The organism is Pseudoflavonifractor capillosus (assembly GCF_016899775.1).
In the GTDB taxonomy this organism is placed as follows: domain Bacteria; phylum Bacillota; class Clostridia; order Oscillospirales; family Oscillospiraceae; genus Lawsonibacter.
Genome location: NZ_JACJJE010000039.1, coordinates 1 through 18,814, shown reverse-complemented (window position 1 = coordinate 18,814; position 18,814 = coordinate 1). Strand labels below are relative to the sequence as shown.

The 18,814-nt window shown below is 63.3% G+C and carries 18 protein-coding genes; 9 read left to right on the top strand and 9 right to left on the bottom strand.

Translation table 11 applies throughout. The features are described from left to right. Window position 1: 1 nt before the first annotated feature. Entirely contained in the window at window positions 2-1,348 is a 1,347-nt protein-coding gene (locus H6B31_RS11750; protein ID WP_204898689.1) for an MATE family efflux transporter, read from the bottom strand. 7 nt (window positions 1,349-1,355) lie between these two features. Further along, on the bottom strand, window positions 1,356-1,814 hold the full coding sequence (locus tag H6B31_RS11745) for a MarR family winged helix-turn-helix transcriptional regulator (protein ID WP_204898688.1): 459 nt from the start codon (window positions 1,812-1,814) through the stop codon (window positions 1,356-1,358). A 161-nt stretch (window positions 1,815-1,975) separates the two neighbouring features. Here H6B31_RS11745 and H6B31_RS11740 point away from each other — a divergent pair, with 161 nt between their 5' ends. Genes H6B31_RS11740 through H6B31_RS11725 form a run of 4 tightly spaced genes read left to right on the top strand, consistent with a single transcriptional unit; the run spans window position 1,976 to window position 4,516 of the window. Then, complete coding sequence (locus tag H6B31_RS11740) at window positions 1,976-2,890, top strand: ketopantoate reductase family protein (RefSeq protein ID WP_204898687.1); 915 nt, start codon at window positions 1,976-1,978, stop codon at window positions 2,888-2,890. Between the two features lie 2 nt (window positions 2,891-2,892). Then, window positions 2,893-3,378 (top strand): NUDIX hydrolase, encoded by a 486-nt coding sequence (locus H6B31_RS11735; protein WP_204898686.1) that lies wholly within the window; start codon window positions 2,893-2,895, stop codon window positions 3,376-3,378. Next, window positions 3,375-4,277 carry an aldose 1-epimerase family protein gene (locus H6B31_RS11730; protein WP_204898685.1) on the top strand — a complete coding sequence of 301 codons (903 nt, stop codon included), beginning with the start codon at window positions 3,375-3,377 and terminating at the stop codon, window positions 4,275-4,277. Before H6B31_RS11735 ends, H6B31_RS11730 begins: the two co-directional genes overlap by 4 nt. After that, complete coding sequence (locus H6B31_RS11725) at window positions 4,274-4,516, top strand: hypothetical protein (RefSeq protein WP_204898684.1); 243 nt, start codon at window positions 4,274-4,276, stop codon at window positions 4,514-4,516. The genes H6B31_RS11730 and H6B31_RS11725 overlap by 4 nt, the downstream gene beginning before the upstream one ends. A 30-nt stretch (window positions 4,517-4,546) precedes the next feature. Here the strand turns inward: H6B31_RS11725 and H6B31_RS11720 are convergent, their stop codons facing one another. Both H6B31_RS11720 and H6B31_RS11715 read right to left on the bottom strand, forming a co-directional pair. Beyond that, window positions 4,547-5,671, bottom strand: coding sequence for an aminotransferase (locus H6B31_RS11720; RefSeq protein ID WP_204898683.1), 1,125 nt, complete (start codon window positions 5,669-5,671; stop codon window positions 4,547-4,549). Between the two features lie 304 nt (window positions 5,672-5,975). Beyond that, window positions 5,976-7,154 carry a pyridoxal phosphate-dependent aminotransferase gene (locus H6B31_RS11715; protein WP_204898682.1) on the bottom strand — a complete coding sequence of 393 codons (1,179 nt, stop codon included), beginning with the start codon at window positions 7,152-7,154 and terminating at the stop codon, window positions 5,976-5,978. Between the two features lie 362 nt (window positions 7,155-7,516). Here H6B31_RS11715 and H6B31_RS11710 point away from each other — a divergent pair, with 362 nt between their 5' ends. The 3 genes from H6B31_RS11710 to H6B31_RS11700 all read left to right on the top strand — a co-directional run bounded on the left by H6B31_RS11710 (window position 7,517) and on the right by H6B31_RS11700 (window position 11,221). Further along, the gene (locus tag H6B31_RS11710) at window positions 7,517-9,070 is read left to right on the top strand and encodes an alkaline phosphatase (protein WP_204898681.1); all 1,554 of its coding nucleotides are present in this window, start codon (window positions 7,517-7,519) and stop codon (window positions 9,068-9,070) included. 265 nt (window positions 9,071-9,335) lie between these two features. Continuing rightward, window positions 9,336-10,535, top strand: a complete 1,200-nt coding sequence (locus H6B31_RS11705; RefSeq protein ID WP_204898680.1) for a YibE/F family protein — start codon at window positions 9,336-9,338, stop codon at window positions 10,533-10,535. A 185-nt stretch (window positions 10,536-10,720) separates the two neighbouring features. Then, the gene (locus tag H6B31_RS11700) at window positions 10,721-11,221 is read left to right on the top strand and encodes an O-acetyl-ADP-ribose deacetylase (protein WP_204898679.1); all 501 of its coding nucleotides are present in this window, start codon (window positions 10,721-10,723) and stop codon (window positions 11,219-11,221) included. A 33-nt stretch (window positions 11,222-11,254) separates the two neighbouring features. Here H6B31_RS11700 and H6B31_RS11695 read toward each other — a convergent pair whose 3' ends face one another. Further along, window positions 11,255-12,124, bottom strand: coding sequence for a DUF6612 family protein (locus H6B31_RS11695; RefSeq protein ID WP_204898678.1), 870 nt, complete (start codon window positions 12,122-12,124; stop codon window positions 11,255-11,257). 215 nt (window positions 12,125-12,339) lie between these two features. Here H6B31_RS11695 and H6B31_RS11690 point away from each other — a divergent pair, with 215 nt between their 5' ends. Continuing rightward, window positions 12,340-13,452, top strand: coding sequence for a stalk domain-containing protein (locus H6B31_RS11690; RefSeq protein WP_204898677.1), 1,113 nt, complete (start codon window positions 12,340-12,342; stop codon window positions 13,450-13,452). Between the two features lie 177 nt (window positions 13,453-13,629). Here H6B31_RS11690 and recD2 read toward each other — a convergent pair whose 3' ends face one another. The 4 genes from recD2 to H6B31_RS11670 all read right to left on the bottom strand — a co-directional run bounded on the left by recD2 (window position 13,630) and on the right by H6B31_RS11670 (window position 17,875). Beyond that, on the bottom strand, window positions 13,630-15,846 hold the full coding sequence (recD2, locus tag H6B31_RS11685) for an SF1B family DNA helicase RecD2 (protein WP_204898676.1): 2,217 nt from the start codon (window positions 15,844-15,846) through the stop codon (window positions 13,630-13,632). 834 nt (window positions 15,847-16,680) lie between these two features. After that, window positions 16,681-17,010: a hypothetical protein gene (locus tag H6B31_RS11680; protein WP_204898675.1), complete on the bottom strand. Its 330-nt coding sequence runs from the start codon at window positions 17,008-17,010 to the stop codon at window positions 16,681-16,683. Window positions 17,011-17,089: 79 nt separating this feature from the next. After that, on the bottom strand, window positions 17,090-17,632 hold the full coding sequence (locus tag H6B31_RS11675; RefSeq protein ID WP_204898674.1) for a GNAT family N-acetyltransferase: 543 nt from the start codon (window positions 17,630-17,632) through the stop codon (window positions 17,090-17,092). A gap of 6 nt (window positions 17,633-17,638) precedes the next feature. Further along, window positions 17,639-17,875: a helix-turn-helix domain-containing protein gene (locus tag H6B31_RS11670; RefSeq protein ID WP_204898673.1), complete on the bottom strand. Its 237-nt coding sequence runs from the start codon at window positions 17,873-17,875 to the stop codon at window positions 17,639-17,641. Between the two features lie 91 nt (window positions 17,876-17,966). Between H6B31_RS11670 and H6B31_RS11665 the strand changes: the two genes are divergently transcribed. Further along, entirely contained in the window at window positions 17,967-18,191 is a 225-nt protein-coding gene (locus tag H6B31_RS11665; RefSeq protein ID WP_204898672.1) for a hypothetical protein, read from the top strand. Window positions 18,192-18,814: the final 623 nt, after the last annotated feature.

Genomic DNA, 18,814 nt, shown 5'->3' with positions numbered 1-18,814 from the left:
TTTATGTGGCAGTGGCGGTGTTCCAGTGCTTCTTCCAGAAGCGCAGGAGCAGGAGCCCGGCCAGAATCCCCGCCAGCAGGGAGCTCCCCGCGAAGTTCAGCCAGATGCCGGTGAGCCCGAAGGGGGACAGGGCGGCCAGCAGCAGAACTGGGAAGATCAGGGCGGTGGAGATGGAGATGAGGGATGCCTCCCCCGCCCGCTCCAGAGCGGTCATAAAGCTCTGACAGGCGAAGGAGAACCACCGGGTCACATAGGTGAAGGCAAACAGCTGGATGGCCGTCCGGGCGGTGGCCAGGAAGCCCTCGTCCATCCCGGACAGGAACAGGGCGGTGATCTGATCGGGGAACAGGAACATAACCACCGCGGACAGCAGAGAGATGACGGCGGCGGCGGAGAAGCAGTACCGCTCGATGGCCAGGATGCGGCCCTTGCTGCCCGCCCCCCAGTTGTAGCTGACGGCGGGCTGGAGGGAGTCGCAGCAGCCGTACATGAGGGGCTGAATGAGGCCGTCCACATACATGAGGATGCCGTAAATGGACACGGCGTTCTGTCCCCCCACCCGCAGCAGCACTGCGTTCATGATGATGGAGGTGACACGGCCGGAGATATTGTTCAGGAAGTTGGGGCTTCCGCAGGCCACGATCTGCTTCACCATGGACACGGAGAATCTGGGCCGGCAGAACTTCAGCTGCAGCTTGCCCCGGGCAAAGGGGTACAGGGCGATGGCCACACAGGCGATCATGCCCAGTGAGGAGGCCAGGGCCGCCGCCCAGATGCCCCATTTCAGCACCGCCAGCAGGAAAAACTCCAGCACGGCGGTGAGGACGGACATGAGGATATTCAGCCACATGCTCATGCGGATCTTGCCGCAGATGCGCAGATAGTTGTCCGAGGCAAAGATAATGGTGGTAAGGGGGGAGAGCAGGGCGTACACCCGCAGGTACTGCACCGCCAGCGCGGCCAGCTCCGGCTCCGCCCCCAGCAGCTGAAAGAGGAGGGGGGCGGCGAAGAACAGCACCGCCCCGATGAGGGCCCCTGTCCCCACGATCATCAGACAGGCACAGGTAAAAATATTGTTGGCCGCCTTCTCCTCCTTCTGGCCCAGCCGCACCGAGATGGGCACGGCGGAGCCCACGCCGATGAGGTCGGCCAGGGCAAAGTTGATGATGACAAAGGGCATAGCCAGGTTGATGGCGGCAAAGGCGGTGTCCCCCAGCACCTGTCCCACCAGAATGCCGTCGATGAGCTGATAGAGGGCGGAGGCCAGCATGCCGATGGCCCCCGGCAGGGCCGCGAGCACAAAGAGTTTGCCGGGCGGGGTTTTGGCAAATAGCGTGTTGTGGTCCATAGTGTGTTTATTCCAACTCCGTTCGATCAAAAATTTCCCGTTGAAATTCCTGGGTCATGTTCTGGGTCAGCTCCTCAACGGCCTTTACAAATTCCGAGGAGTACTCCCGCAGGGTGCGGGATATGGCCCGCTCCTCCGCCTGATAGATGGGCCGGAGCACCTTTTGGGCATAGGCCCGCCCGGCGGCGGTGAGGGTGATGTTTTTCTCCCGGGAGTGCCCGCTGGGGACCAGAGAGAGGTAGCCCGCGTCTGTGTACTCCTTGACAATGGTGTTGATGGTGGTCTTTGGGATCAGAAGCTCCTCAGCCAGCTGCTTCTGGGAACAGGGCGGGCCGTTGTCCAGGGTGTACAGCAGCGAAAGGGCGTTCTCCTTCACCCCCAGGCGGCGGGCCGCCAGATAGTACAGGCCGTCTATCTTGTTGCAGCAGACGTAAAAGCGGTCCAAAAACGACCGGCTGGATTCCATCGCCATCCCTCCTCAGACAGATAATCCGGATTCGTACCAGCGCACGATTATAGTACGGATTCGGATTAAAGTCAAGAGGGATTTTCAAATCGGTTGCGCCCTCCCCGCCTCCCGTGCTATACTGAGAGGCAGAAACCGACATTGGCAAGGAGCGCGTATCCATGAAGTATTTGATCTATGGGGCCGGGGGCATCGGGGGCTGCCTGGCCGCCTTCCTGGCCCAGGGGGGAAAGGACGTGTCCCTCATCGCCCGGGGCGCCCACCTGGAGGCCATTCAGAAAAACGGCCTGGTGCTGGAGACCGGCCACGGCACCTTCGCCGTCCCGGTGCGGGCCTGTGAGCAGGAGCAGGTCACCGACAAGCCGGACGTGATCTTTGTGTGCGTGAAGGGCTACTCCCTGGAGGGGACCCTCCCCACCCTGAAGCGGCTCTCGGACGGACACACCATCGTCATCCCCCTGCTGAACATCTACGGCACCGGCGCCCGGCTCCAGCCGGAGCTCTCCCCCGCCCTGGTCACCGACGGGTGCATCTACATCGCCGCCGAGATCAAGGCCCCCGGCACCGTCCACATGAGCGGAGACATCTTCCGGGTGGTCTTCGGCCCCCGCACGCCGGAGGAGTACCGCCCGGAGCTGGAGGAGGTCGCCCGGGACCTGAACGACTGCGGAATCGAGGGCATTCTGTCCCAAAACATCCAGCGGGACGCCCTGATGAAGTTCTCGGTGGTGTCCCCCATGGCGGCCTGCGGCATCTACCACAACATTCAGGTGGGGGGCATGCAGGTACCGGGGCAGCCCCGGGAGGATTTTAAGGCGCTGGTGGCGGAGATTGGGGCCCTAGCCCAGGCCATGGGCTTCCCCTTCCCCGAGGACCCGGTGGCCCGGAATCTGGCCATCCAGGACGCCCTGGACCCGGACGCCTCCACCTCCCTGAAGCGGGACCTGGACGCGGGAAAGTCCTCCGAGGTGGACGGGCTCATCTTTGAGGTGGTCCGCCTGGGCCGGAAATACCATGTCCCCACCCCCATGTACGACAGGGTGGTCGCCAAGCTGGGCTTCAACTTGGAGGAGTAACCATGATCAATACAACGCTCTGTTATATCCGTCGGGGTAATGAATACCTGATGCTCCACCGGATCAAAAAGAAAAACGACCTGAATCAGGACAAGTGGATCGGCATCGGCGGGAAGTTCGAGGACAAGGAGAGCCCGGAGGACTGCCTCCTCCGGGAGGCCCGCGAGGAGACCGGCCTCACCCTCACCGACTACCGCTACCGGGGGATCGTCACCTTTGTCTCCGACCGCTGGCCCACCGAGTATATGCACCTGTTCACCGCTGACGGCTTCACCGGGGAGCTGAAGGAGTGCGACGAGGGGGTGCTGGAGTGGATTCCCCGGGATCGCCTGCTGGAGATCCCCCACTGGGAGGGGGACGCCATCTTCCTGGACCTGATCGCCCGGGAGGACCAGCCCTTCTTCTCCCTGAAGCTGTGCTATGAGGGGGACGCCCTGGTGGAGGCGGTGCTGGACGGCAGACATATAAAAGGAGGTTCCGCGCCATGATCTATACCATTCAGAATGAATTTCTCACCGTCCGGGTGGAGGACCTGGGGGCCCAGCTCTCCTCCATCCAGGCCCCCGACGGCACCGAGTACCTGTGGCAGGGCGACCCGGATATCTGGGCCCGCCGGGCTCCCATCCTGTTCCCCTTTATCGCCCGGTTACGGGAGAACACCTACTATCTGGACGGACAGCCCTACGCCATCTCCACCCACGGCTTTGCCCGGGACATGGTGTTCTCCCTGGCAGACCAGGGGGAGGACCACATCTCCCTCCAGCTCACCGACACCCCGGAGACCCGGAAGGTCTACCCCTTCTCCTTCTCCCTGACGGTGACCTATACCCTGGAGGGGAACCGCCTGAAAAAGTCCCACCGGGTGGAGAACCGCTCGGACAAAGACATGTACTACGAGCTGGGGGCCCACGACGGCTTCCGGGCCCCGGTGGAGCCCGGCGTCCCCATGTCCAGCTGGTCCATCCGCCTGCCGGGCGTGGAGCACGTCCAATTTTACGGCATGGACGAGAGCTGCACCCTCACCCCCAAGGGGGAGGCCATTCCCCTGGAGGACGGGAAGCTCCCCCTCACCCCCTCCACCTACGGGCTGGACACCATGGTGCTGGACCGCCCGCCTCTGGCCGCCGCCCAGCTGGTGGACGACTGGGGCCACCCCCGGGTGTCGGTGGAGTTCCCCGACTTCGACTATCTGGGGCTGTGGACGGCGGATAAACCTTTCGACACGGGGTATGTGTGCATCGAACCCTGGTCCTCCCTCCCCGACGCAGCTTTTGTGGGGCGGGAGCTGTCCCAAAAGGCTGGGGTGCGCCGCCTGGCCCCCGGCCAGAGCGAGGAGCTGTCCTATCTCACCACCATCAACCACCGAGAGAAGGAGGAAAAGGGATGAAGCCGGAATACGTGAATACCTTCGCCCTGCGCAAAGTGGTCAATAAGGAGGGTGAGGTACTGGAGATCACCCTGGACGCCTCCCACAAGTACATGGAGAACAACGTCACCGTCACCTCCAACGGCCTGGAGAACGTGGCCACCCCCGCCTCCGACCAGGTGGCTTCCCTGGTGATGAACCGGCAGGCCGCCATCTCCCTGCGGAATCTGCTGATCCAGACTTTGGATGGAGAGACCTAAAAAAATCGCCGCCCGAGGGCGGCGATTTTTTTACTTCTTCTGTGCAAGATAGGCGCTGACGGCCTCCAGCCCCTTCTGGAGAGTCTCCTTGTCACAGGCGTAGCCGATACGCATGGAGCGCTCCTGCTCGAAGCAGTCCCCGGGAGTGACGAAGGCCCCGGTGGCGTGGTACATCTCCCTGCAGAAGTCATAGGAGGGGACGTCCAGGTCATAGGAGACCAGGGCGGTGGTCCCCGCCTGGGGCTTCACATAGGAGACGTGGGGCTCTCTCTGCACCCAGGCGTCCAGAATGGCCAGATTCTCCCGGACGATGCCCCGGTTCCGCTCCAGCAGCTTGTCCGCATGCTTCAGGGCCAGGGCGGCCACCGCCTCGTCCAGCATGCCGCAGCTGATCAGGTCGTAGTCCCGGTGGATGCGGCACTCCTCCAGCACGCGCTCGTCCTTGGAGGCGATCCACCCCAGCCGCACCCCCGCCAGGGAGAACACCTTGGACATGCTGCTCACGCTGATGCCCTTCTCGTACAGGTCCACGATGGAGGGGCAGTAGCCCTCCTCCTGGGTCAAGTGGCGATACACCTCGTCGCACAGGATGTAGGCATTGTGCCGCCGGGCAATGGCGATGATTTCCTCCAGCAGCTCCTCCGGCATGAGGGCCCCGGTGGGGTTGTTGGGGTTATTGAGGCAGATGAGCTTCACGCCCCCCTCCGCCAGCCGGGCGAGCTCCTTGGGGTCGGGCAGATAGCCGCTCTCCTGGGTCAGGTGCAGCAGCTCCACCTGGGCCCCCAGGGAGGCGGGGATGGAATAGAGCTGCTGATAGGTGGGCAGGACGGAGATCACCTTGTCCCCGGGCTCCACCAGGGAGTAGAACAGGTGGTGGTTGGCCCCCGCCGCCCCGTGGGTGGGGATCACCTGCTCGGGCTTCATATCCCGGTACAGCCTGCAAATTCCTTCTTTAAATGCGGGCAGACCGAAGATGTCCCCGTAGGTGAGCCGCCGGGCGCACAGCTCCTCCAGGAAGGCCCCCTTGTCCTCCCCGGTGAGGGCGAACAGCTCGTCCAGAGACACCGAATCCACACAGGTCTCGGCGATGTTGTATTTGGCCCCCACCTCGTATTCGTTCATCCACTCTTCTACCAAAAACGGTTTGATGTTCATAAAACTGCTCCTTTACAAAATTTGGACTGGGGGAAACTTCGCAGGGGCGGATATCATCTGCCCGTTTTTTGGAATTTCGCCCCCTTCATGCGGGCGGCTGATAGCCGCCCCTACCTGGGGCGTCTCCCGTGGAGGCGGGCGTCCCCACCCGCCCACGGGCCGATGGGGATATCGGCCCCTGCAAGATTCCGTCCCCTGCCGGTTCAGGCTTCATCCCTTTTCGTAGGGGCGGCACACTGGGCCGCCCGCCCTTGTGATTCCATCCCATTTGTAGGGGCGCACAGTGTGCGCCCACCTCAGAAGATCACGGTAACAGCTCCGCCAGCTTGGCCAGGCGGTCCAGGGCCTCCTGCAAGGTCTCCTCGCTGCGGGCGAAGTGCAGGCGGATCAGGTGGTTCACCGGCTCCCGGAAGAAGCTGGAGCCGGGCACCGCCGCCACCCCGATCTCCCGGATCATCCACTCGCAGAACTCCATGTCGCTCCAGCCCTTAAACTGGTCCAGGGCCAGGAAGTCGGAGATGTCCAGCAGCACAAAGTAGGTCCCCTGGGGCCGGTTGTGCTTCAGGCCCAGCCGCTCCAGGCCGTCACAGAAGAAGTCCCGCTTGCGGGTGTACATGGCGTTGAGCTCCTGGTAGTAGGACTCCGGGAAGCGCACCCCCACGCAGGCCGCCTCCTGGAGGGGGGCGGGGGCTCCAACGGTGAGAAAGTCGTGGACCTTTTTGGCGTTCTCCACCACCTCCGCCGGGCCGATGAGCCAGCCCAGCCGCCAGCCGGTGATGGAGTAGGTTTTGGACAGGGAGTTGCAGGTGATGGTCCGCTCATACATCCCGGGCAGGGAGGCCATGCGCACGTGCTCATAGGGGGCAAAGACGATGTGCTCGTACACCTCGTCGGTGATGACGAAGGCGTCGTACTTCCGGGCCAGCTCCCCGATGAAGGTCAGCTCCTCCCAGGTGAACACCTTCCCCGTGGGGTTGGAGGGGTTGCAGACGATGATGGCCTTGGCCCCCTGGCGGAAGGCGTCCTCCAGGGCGGCACGGTCAAAGTCAAACTCCGGCGGCACCAGGGGGATGTAGATGGGATCGGCCCCCGAGAGGATGGCGTCCGCCCCGTAGTTCTCATAGAAGGGGCTGAACACGATGACCTTGTCCCCGGGGTTGCACACGGTCATCATGGCGGACATCATGGCCTCGGTGCCGCCGCAGGTGACCAGCACCTCGCGGTTGGGGTCTACAGTGCGGCCGATGGCACGCCCGTGCTTGTCCGCCAGGGCCTCCCGCAGGTTCTGGGCGCCGAAGGTGATGGAGTACTGGTGGGGACCCTCATAGGCCACCTGGGCCAGGCGGTCCAGCATGGGCTTGGGGGGATCGAAGTCGGGGTAACCCTGGGACAGGTTGATGGCCCCGTACTGTTCGCTGATCCGGGTCATCCGCCGGATCACGGAGTCGGTAAACAGCTGTACCCGCTGACTGAGCTGGGGCATAGGGATGCGCCTCCTTAAAAATCTGGTATGCCTGGAAACTTCGCTGAATCCTCCGGATAAAAACAAAAGGCATTCCAAAAATTGACCTTATAGCGCGGAGACCCGCGCCGTACCTACGGCCAATTTCTGAATGCCCTCACGATCTTCTCTATCCGGTGATAGAGGATCAGCTATATTTTTCTTTATTATAACAGGCATGCTCTCCCCTGTCAATTTATTTTCCCCGGCTCCGGCTCTTACGGATGCGCCCGCCGTGGTTTTACCAAGTTTTTACCTCCCGCCGGTGGATGGTTTTACATCCCATCCGTAAAATAAAGCCGTCTGAACCAGACGAGGAAATTGTTATGGAGGGAAAACATCACATGAAACGTATGATCGCCGCGACCCTGACTTTGGCGCTCACCACCGCCGCCCTGGCGGGCTGTGCCGCCAATGCCGCTGCGCCCACCGACGACCAGAACACCGTGGCTGCCGCCACCATGTCCAACGAGACCGGAAAGACCCCCAAGTACGTCTTTCTGTTCATCGGCGACGGCATGAGCTATCCCCAGATCCAGTCCACGTCCGACTATCTGGGCGCCCTGAACGATGAGGACTACTGGCAGGCCCAGCCCAGCCTGGACGACAACCAGGGCGCCATCCTGGACGGCCCGGAGTACCTGAACTTTATGAACTTTGAGGGCGTGGGCACCGCCGTCACCTTCGACTCCAACTCCTTCGCCCCCGACTCCGCCTCCACCGCCACGTCCATTGCCACCGGACACAAGACCTACTCCGGCTCCATCAATGTGGACGAGACCGGCACCGTGGAGTACGAGACCATTGCCGAGCAGCTGAAAGCCCAGAAGGGCTATGAGATCGGCGTGATCACTTCCGTCAACCTGAACCACGCCACCCCCGCCGCCTTCTACGCCCACCAGGCCAGCCGCAGCAGCTACTATGAGATCGGCCTGGAGATGGTGGAGTCCGACTTCGACTACTTCGCCGGCGGCGGCCTGCTGGACCCCACCGGAAGTGAGGGCGACCAGACCGACCTGTACCAGCTGGCTCAGGAGGCCGGCTACACCGTGGCCCGCACCTACGCCGAGGCCGACGCCATCAGCGCCGACACCGACAAGGCCATCATCATCGAGGAGAACCTGGCCGACTCCGACGCCATCCCCTATGAGATCGACCGCACCGACGACATGTGGTCCCTGGCCGACTATGTGGAGAAGGGCATTGAGGTGCTGGACAACGACACCGGCTTCTTCATGATGTGTGAGGGCGGCAAGATCGACTGGGCCTGCCACGCCAACGACGCCGGCTCCTCCATCCACGACACCCAGGCTCTGGCCGACGCAGTGCAGGTGGCCATCGACTTTGCCGCGGAGCACCCCGACGAGACCCTGATCCTGGTCACCGGCGACCATGAGACCGGCGGCCTGACCATCGGCTTCGCCGGCACCGACTACGACACCTACCTGGACCTGCTGGAGAACCAGAAGATCTCCTACGCCAAGTTTGACAGCGACTATGTGGCCTCCTACAAGGAGAACAAGACCCCCTTCGAGGATGTGCTCTCCGACATTGAGGAGCTCTTCGGTCTGAAGGCCCAGGGCGCCGCCGACGACAAGCTGGTGCTCACCGAGTACGAGATGGAGCAGCTGCGGGCCGCCTATGAGAAGAGCGTCAACGGCACCGCCGCCAGCCAGTACGAGCAGGAGGAGTATGTGCTCTACGGCACCTACGAGCCCCTGAGCGTCACCATCACCCACATCATCAACAACAAGTCCGGCATCTCCTTCACCTCTTACAGCCACACCGGCCTGCCCGTGGCCGTCCTGGCCGAGGGCGTGGGCGCGGAGAACTTCAGCGGCTACTACGACAACACTCAGATCTATGAGAAGATGGCCGACCTGCTGAACATCGCCTGATGGCCCTATCACTCTGAATCCTTCAACTTCCTTCTTTTCTCTACTGCCGGCCCGCTCCTGGCTCTTTCGTCAGGAGCGGGCTGCGCGGCTGTTCCCTGTACATGGAATCGAGGTGTTCTCTATGCGTATTTATCACGTCTCACCCCTTTGGCTCGTCATCCCAGACGCCATTCTTACCGCCCTGCTGTTGATCGGCTGGTTCCTGTTCTGAACTGCCGGTCCCACTGAACTACGAAATTTCACTCGAAAAAGGAGTTTATGATACATGGGAAACCGTCTGACTCCCCAGGCCCTGCGCTACCACGCCCCGGTGCTGGTGTGCCTGCTGGCCATTCTTGTTTTGATCTTCCTGCCCACCGGCTTTGAAGGTGCCCTTCTCTACCAGGAGGCGGAGCGCTGCAAGGCCGAGGTGCTGTCGGTGGACGACTCCGCCATTATTGACACCGGCCTGGTCCGCTCCGGCGAGCAGCGCTGCCAGCTGGAAATTCTGGACGGAGCTTTCGCCGGGCAGACCGTCACCGGAATCAACATGCTCAACGGATCTCTGGAGCAGGACAAGATCTTCGCTCCGGGGGATGTGGCCCAGGTGGTGGTGAGCCACGACGGGGACACCATCACCAACGTGACCATGACCGACCACTACCGCCTGGGCTGGGAGGCCCTGATGGCGGTGGGCTTCGCAGTGTTCCTGATTTTGTTTGCCGGGCGCACCGGCATCCGGGCCATCGCCTCCTTCGCCCTGACGGTGCTCACCCTATGGAAGGTGCTGGTCCCCCTGTACCTGAAGGGCTGGAACCCCATCTGGGTGGGGCTGGCCATCACCCTGTTCCTCACCCTCATCATCATCGCCCTGGTGTACGGCTTTGACCGGCGGTGCTGGGCGGCGGTGTCCGGGTCCTTCCTGGGCATCCTGGTCACCTGCGTGCTGGGCATCCTGTTCACCGACCTGTTCCAGATCCACGGGGCGGTGATGAGCAACTCGGAGAGCCTGCTGTACTCTGGCTACGCCCACCTGAACCTGACCCAGATCTTTATGGCCTCTATCTTCATCGGGGCCTCGGGCGCGGTGATGGACCTGTCCGTGGACATCACCTCCGCCATCCACGAGGTGGTGGAGAAGCGCCCCGACCTGGACTGGAAGGAGGCCGCCAAGTCCGGCGTCAACGTGGGCCGGGCCGCCATGGGCACCATGACCACCACCCTGCTGTTCGCCTACTCCGGGGGCTATATCGCCCTGCTCATGGTCTTTATGGCCCAGGGCACCCCGGTGGACCACATCCTGAACTACAAGTACGTGGCGGCGGAGATCATCCACACCGTCATCGGCTCCTTCGGCCTGGTCACTGTGGCCCCCTTCACCGCCCTGTGCGCGGGAGTGCTCCTGACCCGGAAGAAGGGGGAGCAGGAGAATGCCATGCCCCTCTCCCATGAGCCGGAACTTCAGCCGGCTGAGACCAATGAGTGATTTTACTCCCTATTCAACGGGGCCCCACAGCCGTCGGCTGTGGGGCCCTTCGTTTTCTGCAAGAAGCGTGCAGCCCGCACTTTCCCCGTGAGAAAACAATGTTCCGCATCTGTCAGCTCTTGTAATCCATCGTCGGCCCGTGGTACACTAAAACCATCCAAAATCGGGACAGGAGGTCTTCCACCATGGAACTGCATGTCGTCACCGGAGATATCACCAAACTGGACGTGGACGCCATTGTCAACGCCGCCAACACCTCTCTGCTGGGAGGCGGGGGCGTGGACGGGGCCATCCACCGGGCGGCGGGCCCGGAGCTGCTGGCCGAGTGCCGCACCCTTCACGGCTGTCAGACCGGGCAGGCCAAGGCAACGAAAGGCTACCGGCTCCCCGCCAAGTATGTGATTCACACGGTAGGCCCCGTGTGGCATGGGGGCGGACACAAGGAGGCGGAACTGCTGGCGAACTGCTATGAGAACTCTATGGCCCTGGCCCTGGAACTGGGGTGCAGGACCGTGGCCTTCCCCGCCATCAGCACGGGGGTGTACCACTACCCCCTAGAGGAGGCCACCCGCATCGCCGTCCAAACGGTCCGCCGCTTCCTGACGGAACACCCGGAGGGCCCGGCGGTCACCTTCGTCTGCTTCAATGACGCGGCCAAGGCGGCCTATGAGCGGGAGCTGGGATAAACAAAAAATGGAGGCCTTTCAGGCCTCCATTTTTCACGCCTCCAGCGCCTCCGCCGGAATTTCAAAGTCGGGGGCGGAGTTGATATCCGAACAGGTCATGGTCATCTGTACCTGGGGATACTGAATGGAAACCCCAGCGGTGGACTGGCCCATGTCCTCCAACACCTGGAGCACATGTTCCATCAGAGTGTTGCACACCTGGGTCATATCCATCTCATACCGCACCGGGTAGCAGATCTCCGGGTCAATCCACATCTCAATGGTCATGTCCCCCAGATCCTGGAGCATCCCCTGGAGGTTCTCCGTGCTCACCCCCAGCTGCTGCATGGTGCCCAGGCTGTCCAGCACGCCGCTCTCCTCCATCAGGGCGGACACCTGGCTGCCGGTGACCGTGCCGGAGAATTTCAGGACCGTCTTCCCGTCCAGCTCCTCCTCCTGCTGGAAGGTCCACTGGTCGGTGCTGGACAGGTAGGAATTCATCTCCGCCGAGGCGTTATACTGCTCCAGGAGCTCGGCGCTGGCGGTCTCCCGGAACCACTGTCCGCCCACGTCGGTGTAGGTGGTGTAGGTCTCCCCCTCCTGCTGAGCGTAGACGGTGGCGGAAAAGGAGCCCAGCTCCCCCATGTCCATGGAGGTCTCCGCCTTCAGCTTCAGGGGATCGGAAAAGCACACCATATCCATTGCCGTGGTGGTCTCCATGGCCTGGGTCTGGTCCCCCACTTGGATCTCCATGTCTATCTGGGCGGTGACAGAGGCGGACAGGCTCTCCAGCGCCTCCTGGCTGTTCTGCAGGGTCTGGTCCAGAATCTCCTCCGGGGTGGGCTCTGAGCCGCCGCACGCCGCCAGGGACAGGGAGAGTACGGCCGCCAGGATCAGTGCTCCGCTGCGCTTCCAACGCTTCATACATTTCCCATCCTTTCCGCGCCTCCCGCCGAAGCGGGGCAGATGTTCTGTTTTGTTTTCCTGTTGTCATTATACCATATCCCCGCCCGCCCGCATAGATTCAAGGGCGGAACGGGCGCGGAAATTTTTTCTTTTTCCAGGGAACCTTTTCCCTGCGCCGTCGTCTAAGCCAGCAAACGGGGAAATTCCCCTCACTGTAAAAGGAGTGTTGACGTATGAAGCGTACCCTATCTGCTCTGCTGGTCAGCAGCGCCCTGCTGTGCGCCGCAGTCCTGCCCACCATGGCGGCGGAGTCCGCCGACCCCGCGCAGACCGATTCTGCCGCAGTCCAGGAGGAGACCATGTCCGACAGCGAGCTGTACTACGGCCAGGTCCAGGAGATCGGCCGGGATGAGGCCGGAACCATCACCAGCCTGCTGCTCACCTCGGAGCGCTATGGGGAATATGTGATGAACATCTCCAGCGAGACCGTGTGGATCGACAGCGGGGAGCGCACCGCCTCCGATCCCGCCACCCTCCAGGTGGGCGAGTCCGTCTACGTGTACCACAGCCCGGTCTCCACCCGCTCCCTGCCCCCCCAGTCCCCCGCCTTCGCGGTGGTGCGCAATGTTCCTCAGGATGTGGGCGCAGCCAAGTACCTGGAGGTGGAGGCTGTCACTCAGAATGAGGACGGCAGCGCCACCATCACCACCAACAACGGCGGACTGTGGCTCACCGTGGAGGCGGACGCCTCTGTGACCACTTACGCCGGGGAAAAGGCCTCCCTGGCCGATCTCCAGGTGGGCAGCCATGTGATGGCCTGGTATGACATCGTTCTGCTGTCCTACCCCGGACAGGCGGGCACGGACCAGCTGATGCTCCTGCCCTGCGCGGCGGAGGAGCGGGACGGCGAGGCCGCCGAGACCTCCGCCCCCGCTGAGACCACCGCCCCTGCTGAGGCGCTCCAGGATGGAACTGAGCTGTCCATCGTGCTGGAGGGCGACATGGTGCTCCCGGTGACCGGCAAGGTGGAGAACGGCGCCGCCATGGTCCCCGTGGCCGCCGTGGCCCAGGCCCTGGGCTATGAGGTGACCTACACCCCCGGCGAGAACGGCGAGGCCGCCCTGGTCACCGTGGAGGACGACTCCTTCCGGGTCAATCTGAACATCGGCGATAACCTGATCCAGGGCGTCACCAAGATTGAGGGCGCGGTGGGCATGACCTCCCCCATGGACTATGGAATGGCCCCCTATATTGTGGAGCCCGGCACCACCTGGGCCCCCGCTCAGCTCTTTGAGATGCTGGGCCGGACCGTGACCGTGGACGGAGACGCTCTGTCCATCCAGTAATCAATCGCAGAATCTATACATCCAGTCAGCAAAGGCGGCCGCGCGGATGCGCGGCCGCTTCGCTTTTTGATGCACAATCTCCAAAAGGGAACGGTCCCAGGCAGCTGGGGGTTCTCGAGGGGACAGTGCCCGCCTTGAATAAAAAATAGATGCCGCGCATCTGCGCGGCACCTATTTTTAGCTCTCGATTTCTCCCGCCAGCCGGGCCCGGAGGCCGGAGTACCGGCGGGTCTGCCGGTTGTTGGCCACCATCTGGGCCACCGCACTCTCGTCCCCTACCACGATAAACAGGCTCTTGGCCCGGGTGATGGCGGTGTAGAGGATGCCCCGGGTCATGAGCATGGGAGCTCCCTCCAGGGCGGCCAGGATCACCGCCCGGTACTCGCTGCCCTGGGACTTGTGGACGGTGACGGCGAAGGCGGGCTCCAGCTCCCCCAGCATGTCCGGGGTGTACTCCACGATCTTGCCGTCGAAGTCCACCACCACGCTCTCCTTGTCCACCGACTGGATGACCCCGATGTCCCCGTTGAACATCCCCATGCCGGAGGCGGAGCCGTCCTCCTCCCGCCAGAGGATGTCGTAGTTGTTTTTCACCTGCATCACCCGGTCCCCCGCCCGGAAGATCCAGTCTCCGAAGCGGCGCTCCCCCTTCCGCTCCGAGGGGGGATTCAGGGCGGCCTGGAGGGCCTGGTTGAGCACCGTGGTGCCGGTCCCCCGGCGGCGGGTGGGGGAGAGGACCTGGATCTGGTCGGCGGGGATGCCCATGCGCTCAGGCAGCCGGCGGCGGCACAGGTCCACGATGGTCTCCACTGCCAGCTGGGGGTCCCGGCGGCGGAGGAAGAAGAAGTCGCTGTCGTTCTGTCTCAGGTTGGGCAGCTCCCCGGCGTTCACCATGTGGGCGTTGCGGACGATGGCGCTCTGGGCGGCCTGGCGGAAGATCTCGGTGAGGCGGACCATGGGCACTGTCCCGCTTCGGATCAGGTCGGAGAACAGATTGCCCGGCCCCACCGACGGCAGCTGGTCCGGGTCCCCCACCAGCACCAGCCGGCAGTCCCCCTTCAAGGCGGAGAGGAGGGCGGCCATCAGGGGCACGTCCACCATGGACACCTCGTCCACAATGACCGCGTCCACCTCCAGGGGGTCGTACTGGTCGTGGGTGAAGGCCAGCTGTCCCGTGCTGGGGTCGAAGCCGGTCTCCAGCAGCCGGTGGATGGTGGAGGCGTCGGTGGAGCACAGCTCCCCCAGGCGCTTGGCCGCCCGGCCGGTGGGGGCGGCCAGGGCGGTGTCCAGCCCCATGGCCTCAAACAGGGCCAGCACCCCCCGCAGGCAGGTGGTCTTGCCGGTACCCGGACCGCCGGTGAGGAGCATCACCTGCCGGGAGGCGGCCATCTCCACCGCCTGGCGCTGCTGGGGGGCGTAGGTGATGCGCTGCTCCCGCTGGATGCGGGCGATGATCCGGTCCAGCCCGTCGGGGGGCAGCAGCTCCGCCTGGCTCATCTCCCCGATGCGGTGGGCGATATAGGTCTCCGCCTCGTACAGGGCGGGGATGTACACGGCGTCCTGGCCGGCGATGGTCTCCCGGTCCAGTTCGCCCCGGTTGGCCAGGGCCTCCAGCCGCTCCTCCAGCAGGTCGCCGGAGGCCTCCAGCAACTGCCCGGTGGCGGCGATGAGCTTCTGGGCGGGGAGGAAGGTGTGGCCGTTGTTCCAGTTGTTGTGAGCCAGCTCAAAGAGGAGCCCGGCCTCCAGCCGCTGGGGGTCGTCCGCGGCGATGCCCAGGGAGAGGGCCAGGGCGTCCGCCTGGGAGAAGTCCACCCCGAACTCCCCCGCCGCCAGAACGTAGGGGTTGGCCCGCACCACCTCCAGGGCCACGTCCCCATAGGCCCGGTACAGGGGGCCGGACAGCTCCACGGGAAGCTGGTGCTCCGCCAGGAACTCCAGCAGGCGGCGCATGCCCATCTGCTTCCGGAAGGCGTCGCTGATGGTCCGGGCCCGCTTGGGGGAGATCCCCTTCAGGGCGGTGAGCTTCTCCGGCTCCTCCTCAATGACCCGCAGGGCATCCTCCCCGAAGTTTTCGATGAGCTGCCGGGCGGTGGCCTTGCCGATGCCCTTGATGGCCCCGGAGGCCAGGTAGTGAAAGATCTCCTTCAGCCCCTGGGGCAGGCGGCGCTCCACCACGTCGGCCCGGAACTGGGTGCCGTAGGTGGCGTGGCGCACCCACTGGCCCCGGACGGTGAGGTACTCCCCCGGGGACACCCCGGGCATGGAGCCCACCACCGTCATCTCCTCCTCCCCCGCGTCCAGGCGGAGAATCGTATAGCCGTTTTCCTCGTTCTGAAAGATGATGGAGGAGACGGTCCCCTCCAGGGTGGATTGTTCTTCTGTGAGCTGGGGCACTGCGGTCCCCTCCTTTCTTTTGTCTGTTCTCTATTTGCTGGAGATTTCGACGTCTCCCCTTTTTTAGCCTTCCCCTCGGGGGGAAGGTGGCACGGCGAAGCCGTGACGGATGAGGGGGCGATGACAGAGCGGTTTCGTTTCTTGCAGGGGGGATTTCGCCGCCTGCGGGCGGCGAGTTCCTTTGCCCATGGCGGCAAAGGAACCAAAACGCCACCGGGGACGGCTCCGGATGAGCACTTCGTGCTCATAGTCGCCTTTCCCCGGACCCCATTACGGGGGTTATCCTTTCGGTCGGGCAAAAAATTTCCGGCGCGCAAAATCTGAGTGGCTTTTATCGTTTCATTCCGGGCCACTGGGCCCTGGGTTTGCAAAAATTGCTGCTGGTGCGGTTCCACCGCCGCGCCTGGCTTGGCCGAGCTAACACATCTAGCTCAAAACACGGGATACCTCATCCGCCCCCTTCGGGGGCACCTTCCCCTAAAGGGGAAGGCTTTTGAAGCACGCCCCTATGCCTTCCCCTTTAGGGGAAGGTGCCGAGCAAAGCGAGGCGGATGAGGTCCGTAGGGGCGGCACACTGGGCCGCCTGCGGGCCGGTCTGGGACCGGCCCCTACGAAAAGAACGCATCCGCTCCGTTATTCGCCGTAGGGGCGGGTCCTCGACCCGCCCGTGCCTTCCCCTGGGGGAAGGTGCCGAGTGAAACGAGGCGGATGAGGGGAGCGCTCCCGGTTATGAGAGTAGTCCATTCAAACCGTAGGGGTGGCACACTGGGCCGCCCGCCTCCCGTGGGTTCGGATGCCTGTAGGGCGCGCCGCTCGTTTCCAAGTCGCGTTCTCTTACCGCCCCAGCCACTCCTCCAGCGCCCCTCTGGGGCAGCAGGTGACCCAGGACCACCGGAGGGCCAGGTGCAGGGCCAGCTCCCGGCCCTCCGGGGTGAGGCCCGCGTCCCAGATCACCGCCTCTCCCCGGAACAGGCCCGCCCGGCGCAGCCAGGCCAGCTGCCGGAGGGCGGCCTCCAGCGAGTCTCCGTCCCCCCTGCCGGGGATCACCGTCCAAAGATTATGTACCGAGGCCGGACGGACCAGCCAGCCCAGCAGCAGCCACAGCAGTACAGCTGCTCCCAACGCGCACAGCAGGGCCAAAATCGCCTCTGTCACAGGACCCACAGGGCACCACCTCCGGGCCATCCTATGCCCCAGCCGGGGCGCGGGTGCCGGAAGGACAGGCTGTTCGGTCAAAAGCGCCTCACTCCTCCAGGGGAGGCACGCAGTCGGACATGACCGTATTTTGCAGGTACCCGGCAAAGCGGTCATAGGTCTCCTGGGTCAGCGCCCCCGGGGCGGACATTACCACCAGGGGGTGGCCCTGGAAGCCCTTTCGGTAGGGGGGATGGACGTGGGGGAAGGGATTTTTGGCAAATCCGCACCGCTCATAGAAGTGCTGCCGCCGGATGGAGATCTCGTCCACCGGCGGGTCGATCTCCAGGATCACCGGGATTCCCTGGCCGCACAGCTCCGCCAGGGCACGGGCACCCACTCCCCCGCCCCGCAGCTCCGGGGCGATGGCAAAGTGCTCCACATACCGGAAGCCGGGCCCCTCCCAGTACAGGAGAATCCCTTGGAATCGATCTCCCTCATACAGCAGGGTGAAGCGGTACTCCGGGTGAGACAGCCGGGCAGCCTGGGCGGAGCGGGTGCGCCGCTCATGGAGGGGAAAGCTGACTTCGTACAGGGCGAAGGCAGCCTCAAATTCCGGGGCGGCGGGATCGGTCAAGCGAATGAAATCCATAGAGGGTTACTCCTTTTCTTGGGCGGGCAGTTCACTGCGGCCCAGCAGGTAGTCGGTGGTGACGCCGAAGAAATCAGCTAAAAAACACAGCGTTGTGGCGGATACATTGATCTTCCCATATTCAAACCGCTGGTAATTTCGGTCGGTCATATCCATCAAGTCCGCCATCTCTTTTTGTGTCAGGCCCTTGCTTTTCCGAAGCTCCTTTAAGCGCTGCCCGAATTTTTTTAAAATATCGTCCATTCAGTTGCTCCTTACGCCTATTGACACCACAAAATTTGTCGTGTATAATATTGACATCAGAATATGTCGTATTTAGGAAGAAGGGGTTCATATGACAGATCTCATGGGGTGGCTCTACGACCATTATATCCATCCCCAAATCGAAAACCAGCCCCAGGACGATGCCGACGAGCTGCACTTCGCCATTCTGGAGTCCGCCCTGATGGAGGCGGAAAAACAGGATTTGGAATACGTCTGCCGCTTCTACGCCGTGCAGAGGTTCCGGGCGGGGGTGAAGTTTGGGCTGGCGCTGGGGGAGGACTTGAGAGAAATATAGTTTTGCAGGGGGATTCCGCCGCCTGCGGGCGGCGGGTTCCTTTGCCCATGGCGGCAAAGGAACCAAAACGCCACCGGGGACGCGGCCGATGGACTACGGCTCCGCTCCGCTTCGCCTAGGTCCATAGGTCCGCTTTCCCCGGACCCCATTTTACGTGGGCCGCCAATTAGGCTGCCTTAGCAGTCGTCGCAAAGGCGCGGGCGGCTCAGCTGATTGGCTGCCGTTCTATTACCGCTGCCGCTGAGGATTTGGTAACCTTTCGGTTCTGCTCCTCCTGGTAGAAAGCGCGCCTTTTGGCGTGTTTGGGCTCAAGTGCGGCTCAGGGGGACGCGGGCGGCCCAGGTGTGCCGCCCCTACGGACCTCATCCGCCTCGCTTCGCTCGGCACCTGTCCCTATCCCCTCTGGCCTTCGGCCATCTCCCCTTGAAAAGGGGAGTCGGCCCCTAAAGGGGTAGGCTTACGGGCGGCCGCAAGGGCCGCCCCTACGGCGGAAAACGGACCGGGAGCGTTGGCTCGGCCAAGCCAGGCGCACCAATGGAATCGCAGCAGCGGCAATTTTTGCAAACCCAGGGCCCAGTGGCCCGGCGGGAATTTAGACCAGCCACTCAGATTTTGCGCGCCGG

Bases quoted from the DNA above. Each gene is read 5' to 3' on its own strand.
- H6B31_RS11750 (WP_204898689.1), bottom strand. From the start codon at position 1,348: ATGGACCACAACACGCTATTTGCCAAAACCCCGCCCGGCAAACTCTTT.
- H6B31_RS11745 (WP_204898688.1), bottom strand. From the start codon at position 1,814: ATGGAATCCAGCCGGTCGTTTTTGGACCGCTTTTACGTCTGCTGCAAC.
- H6B31_RS11740 (WP_204898687.1), top strand. From the start codon at position 1,976: ATGAAGTATTTGATCTATGGGGCCGGGGGCATCGGGGGCTGCCTGGCC.
- H6B31_RS11735 (WP_204898686.1), top strand. From the start codon at position 2,893: ATGATCAATACAACGCTCTGTTATATCCGTCGGGGTAATGAATACCTG.
- H6B31_RS11730 (WP_204898685.1), top strand. From the start codon at position 3,375: ATGATCTATACCATTCAGAATGAATTTCTCACCGTCCGGGTGGAGGAC.
- H6B31_RS11725 (WP_204898684.1), top strand. From the start codon at position 4,274: ATGAAGCCGGAATACGTGAATACCTTCGCCCTGCGCAAAGTGGTCAAT.
- H6B31_RS11720 (WP_204898683.1), bottom strand. From the start codon at position 5,671: ATGAACATCAAACCGTTTTTGGTAGAAGAGTGGATGAACGAATACGAG.
- H6B31_RS11715 (WP_204898682.1), bottom strand. From the start codon at position 7,154: ATGCCCCAGCTCAGTCAGCGGGTACAGCTGTTTACCGACTCCGTGATC.
- H6B31_RS11710 (WP_204898681.1), top strand. From the start codon at position 7,517: ATGAAACGTATGATCGCCGCGACCCTGACTTTGGCGCTCACCACCGCC.
- H6B31_RS11705 (WP_204898680.1), top strand. From the start codon at position 9,336: ATGGGAAACCGTCTGACTCCCCAGGCCCTGCGCTACCACGCCCCGGTG.
- H6B31_RS11700 (WP_204898679.1), top strand. From the start codon at position 10,721: ATGGAACTGCATGTCGTCACCGGAGATATCACCAAACTGGACGTGGAC.
- H6B31_RS11695 (WP_204898678.1), bottom strand. From the start codon at position 12,124: ATGAAGCGTTGGAAGCGCAGCGGAGCACTGATCCTGGCGGCCGTACTC.
- H6B31_RS11690 (WP_204898677.1), top strand. From the start codon at position 12,340: ATGAAGCGTACCCTATCTGCTCTGCTGGTCAGCAGCGCCCTGCTGTGC.
- H6B31_RS11675 (WP_204898674.1), bottom strand. From the start codon at position 17,632: ATGGATTTCATTCGCTTGACCGATCCCGCCGCCCCGGAATTTGAGGCT.
- H6B31_RS11670 (WP_204898673.1), bottom strand. From the start codon at position 17,875: ATGGACGATATTTTAAAAAAATTCGGGCAGCGCTTAAAGGAGCTTCGG.
- H6B31_RS11665 (WP_204898672.1), top strand. From the start codon at position 17,967: ATGACAGATCTCATGGGGTGGCTCTACGACCATTATATCCATCCCCAA.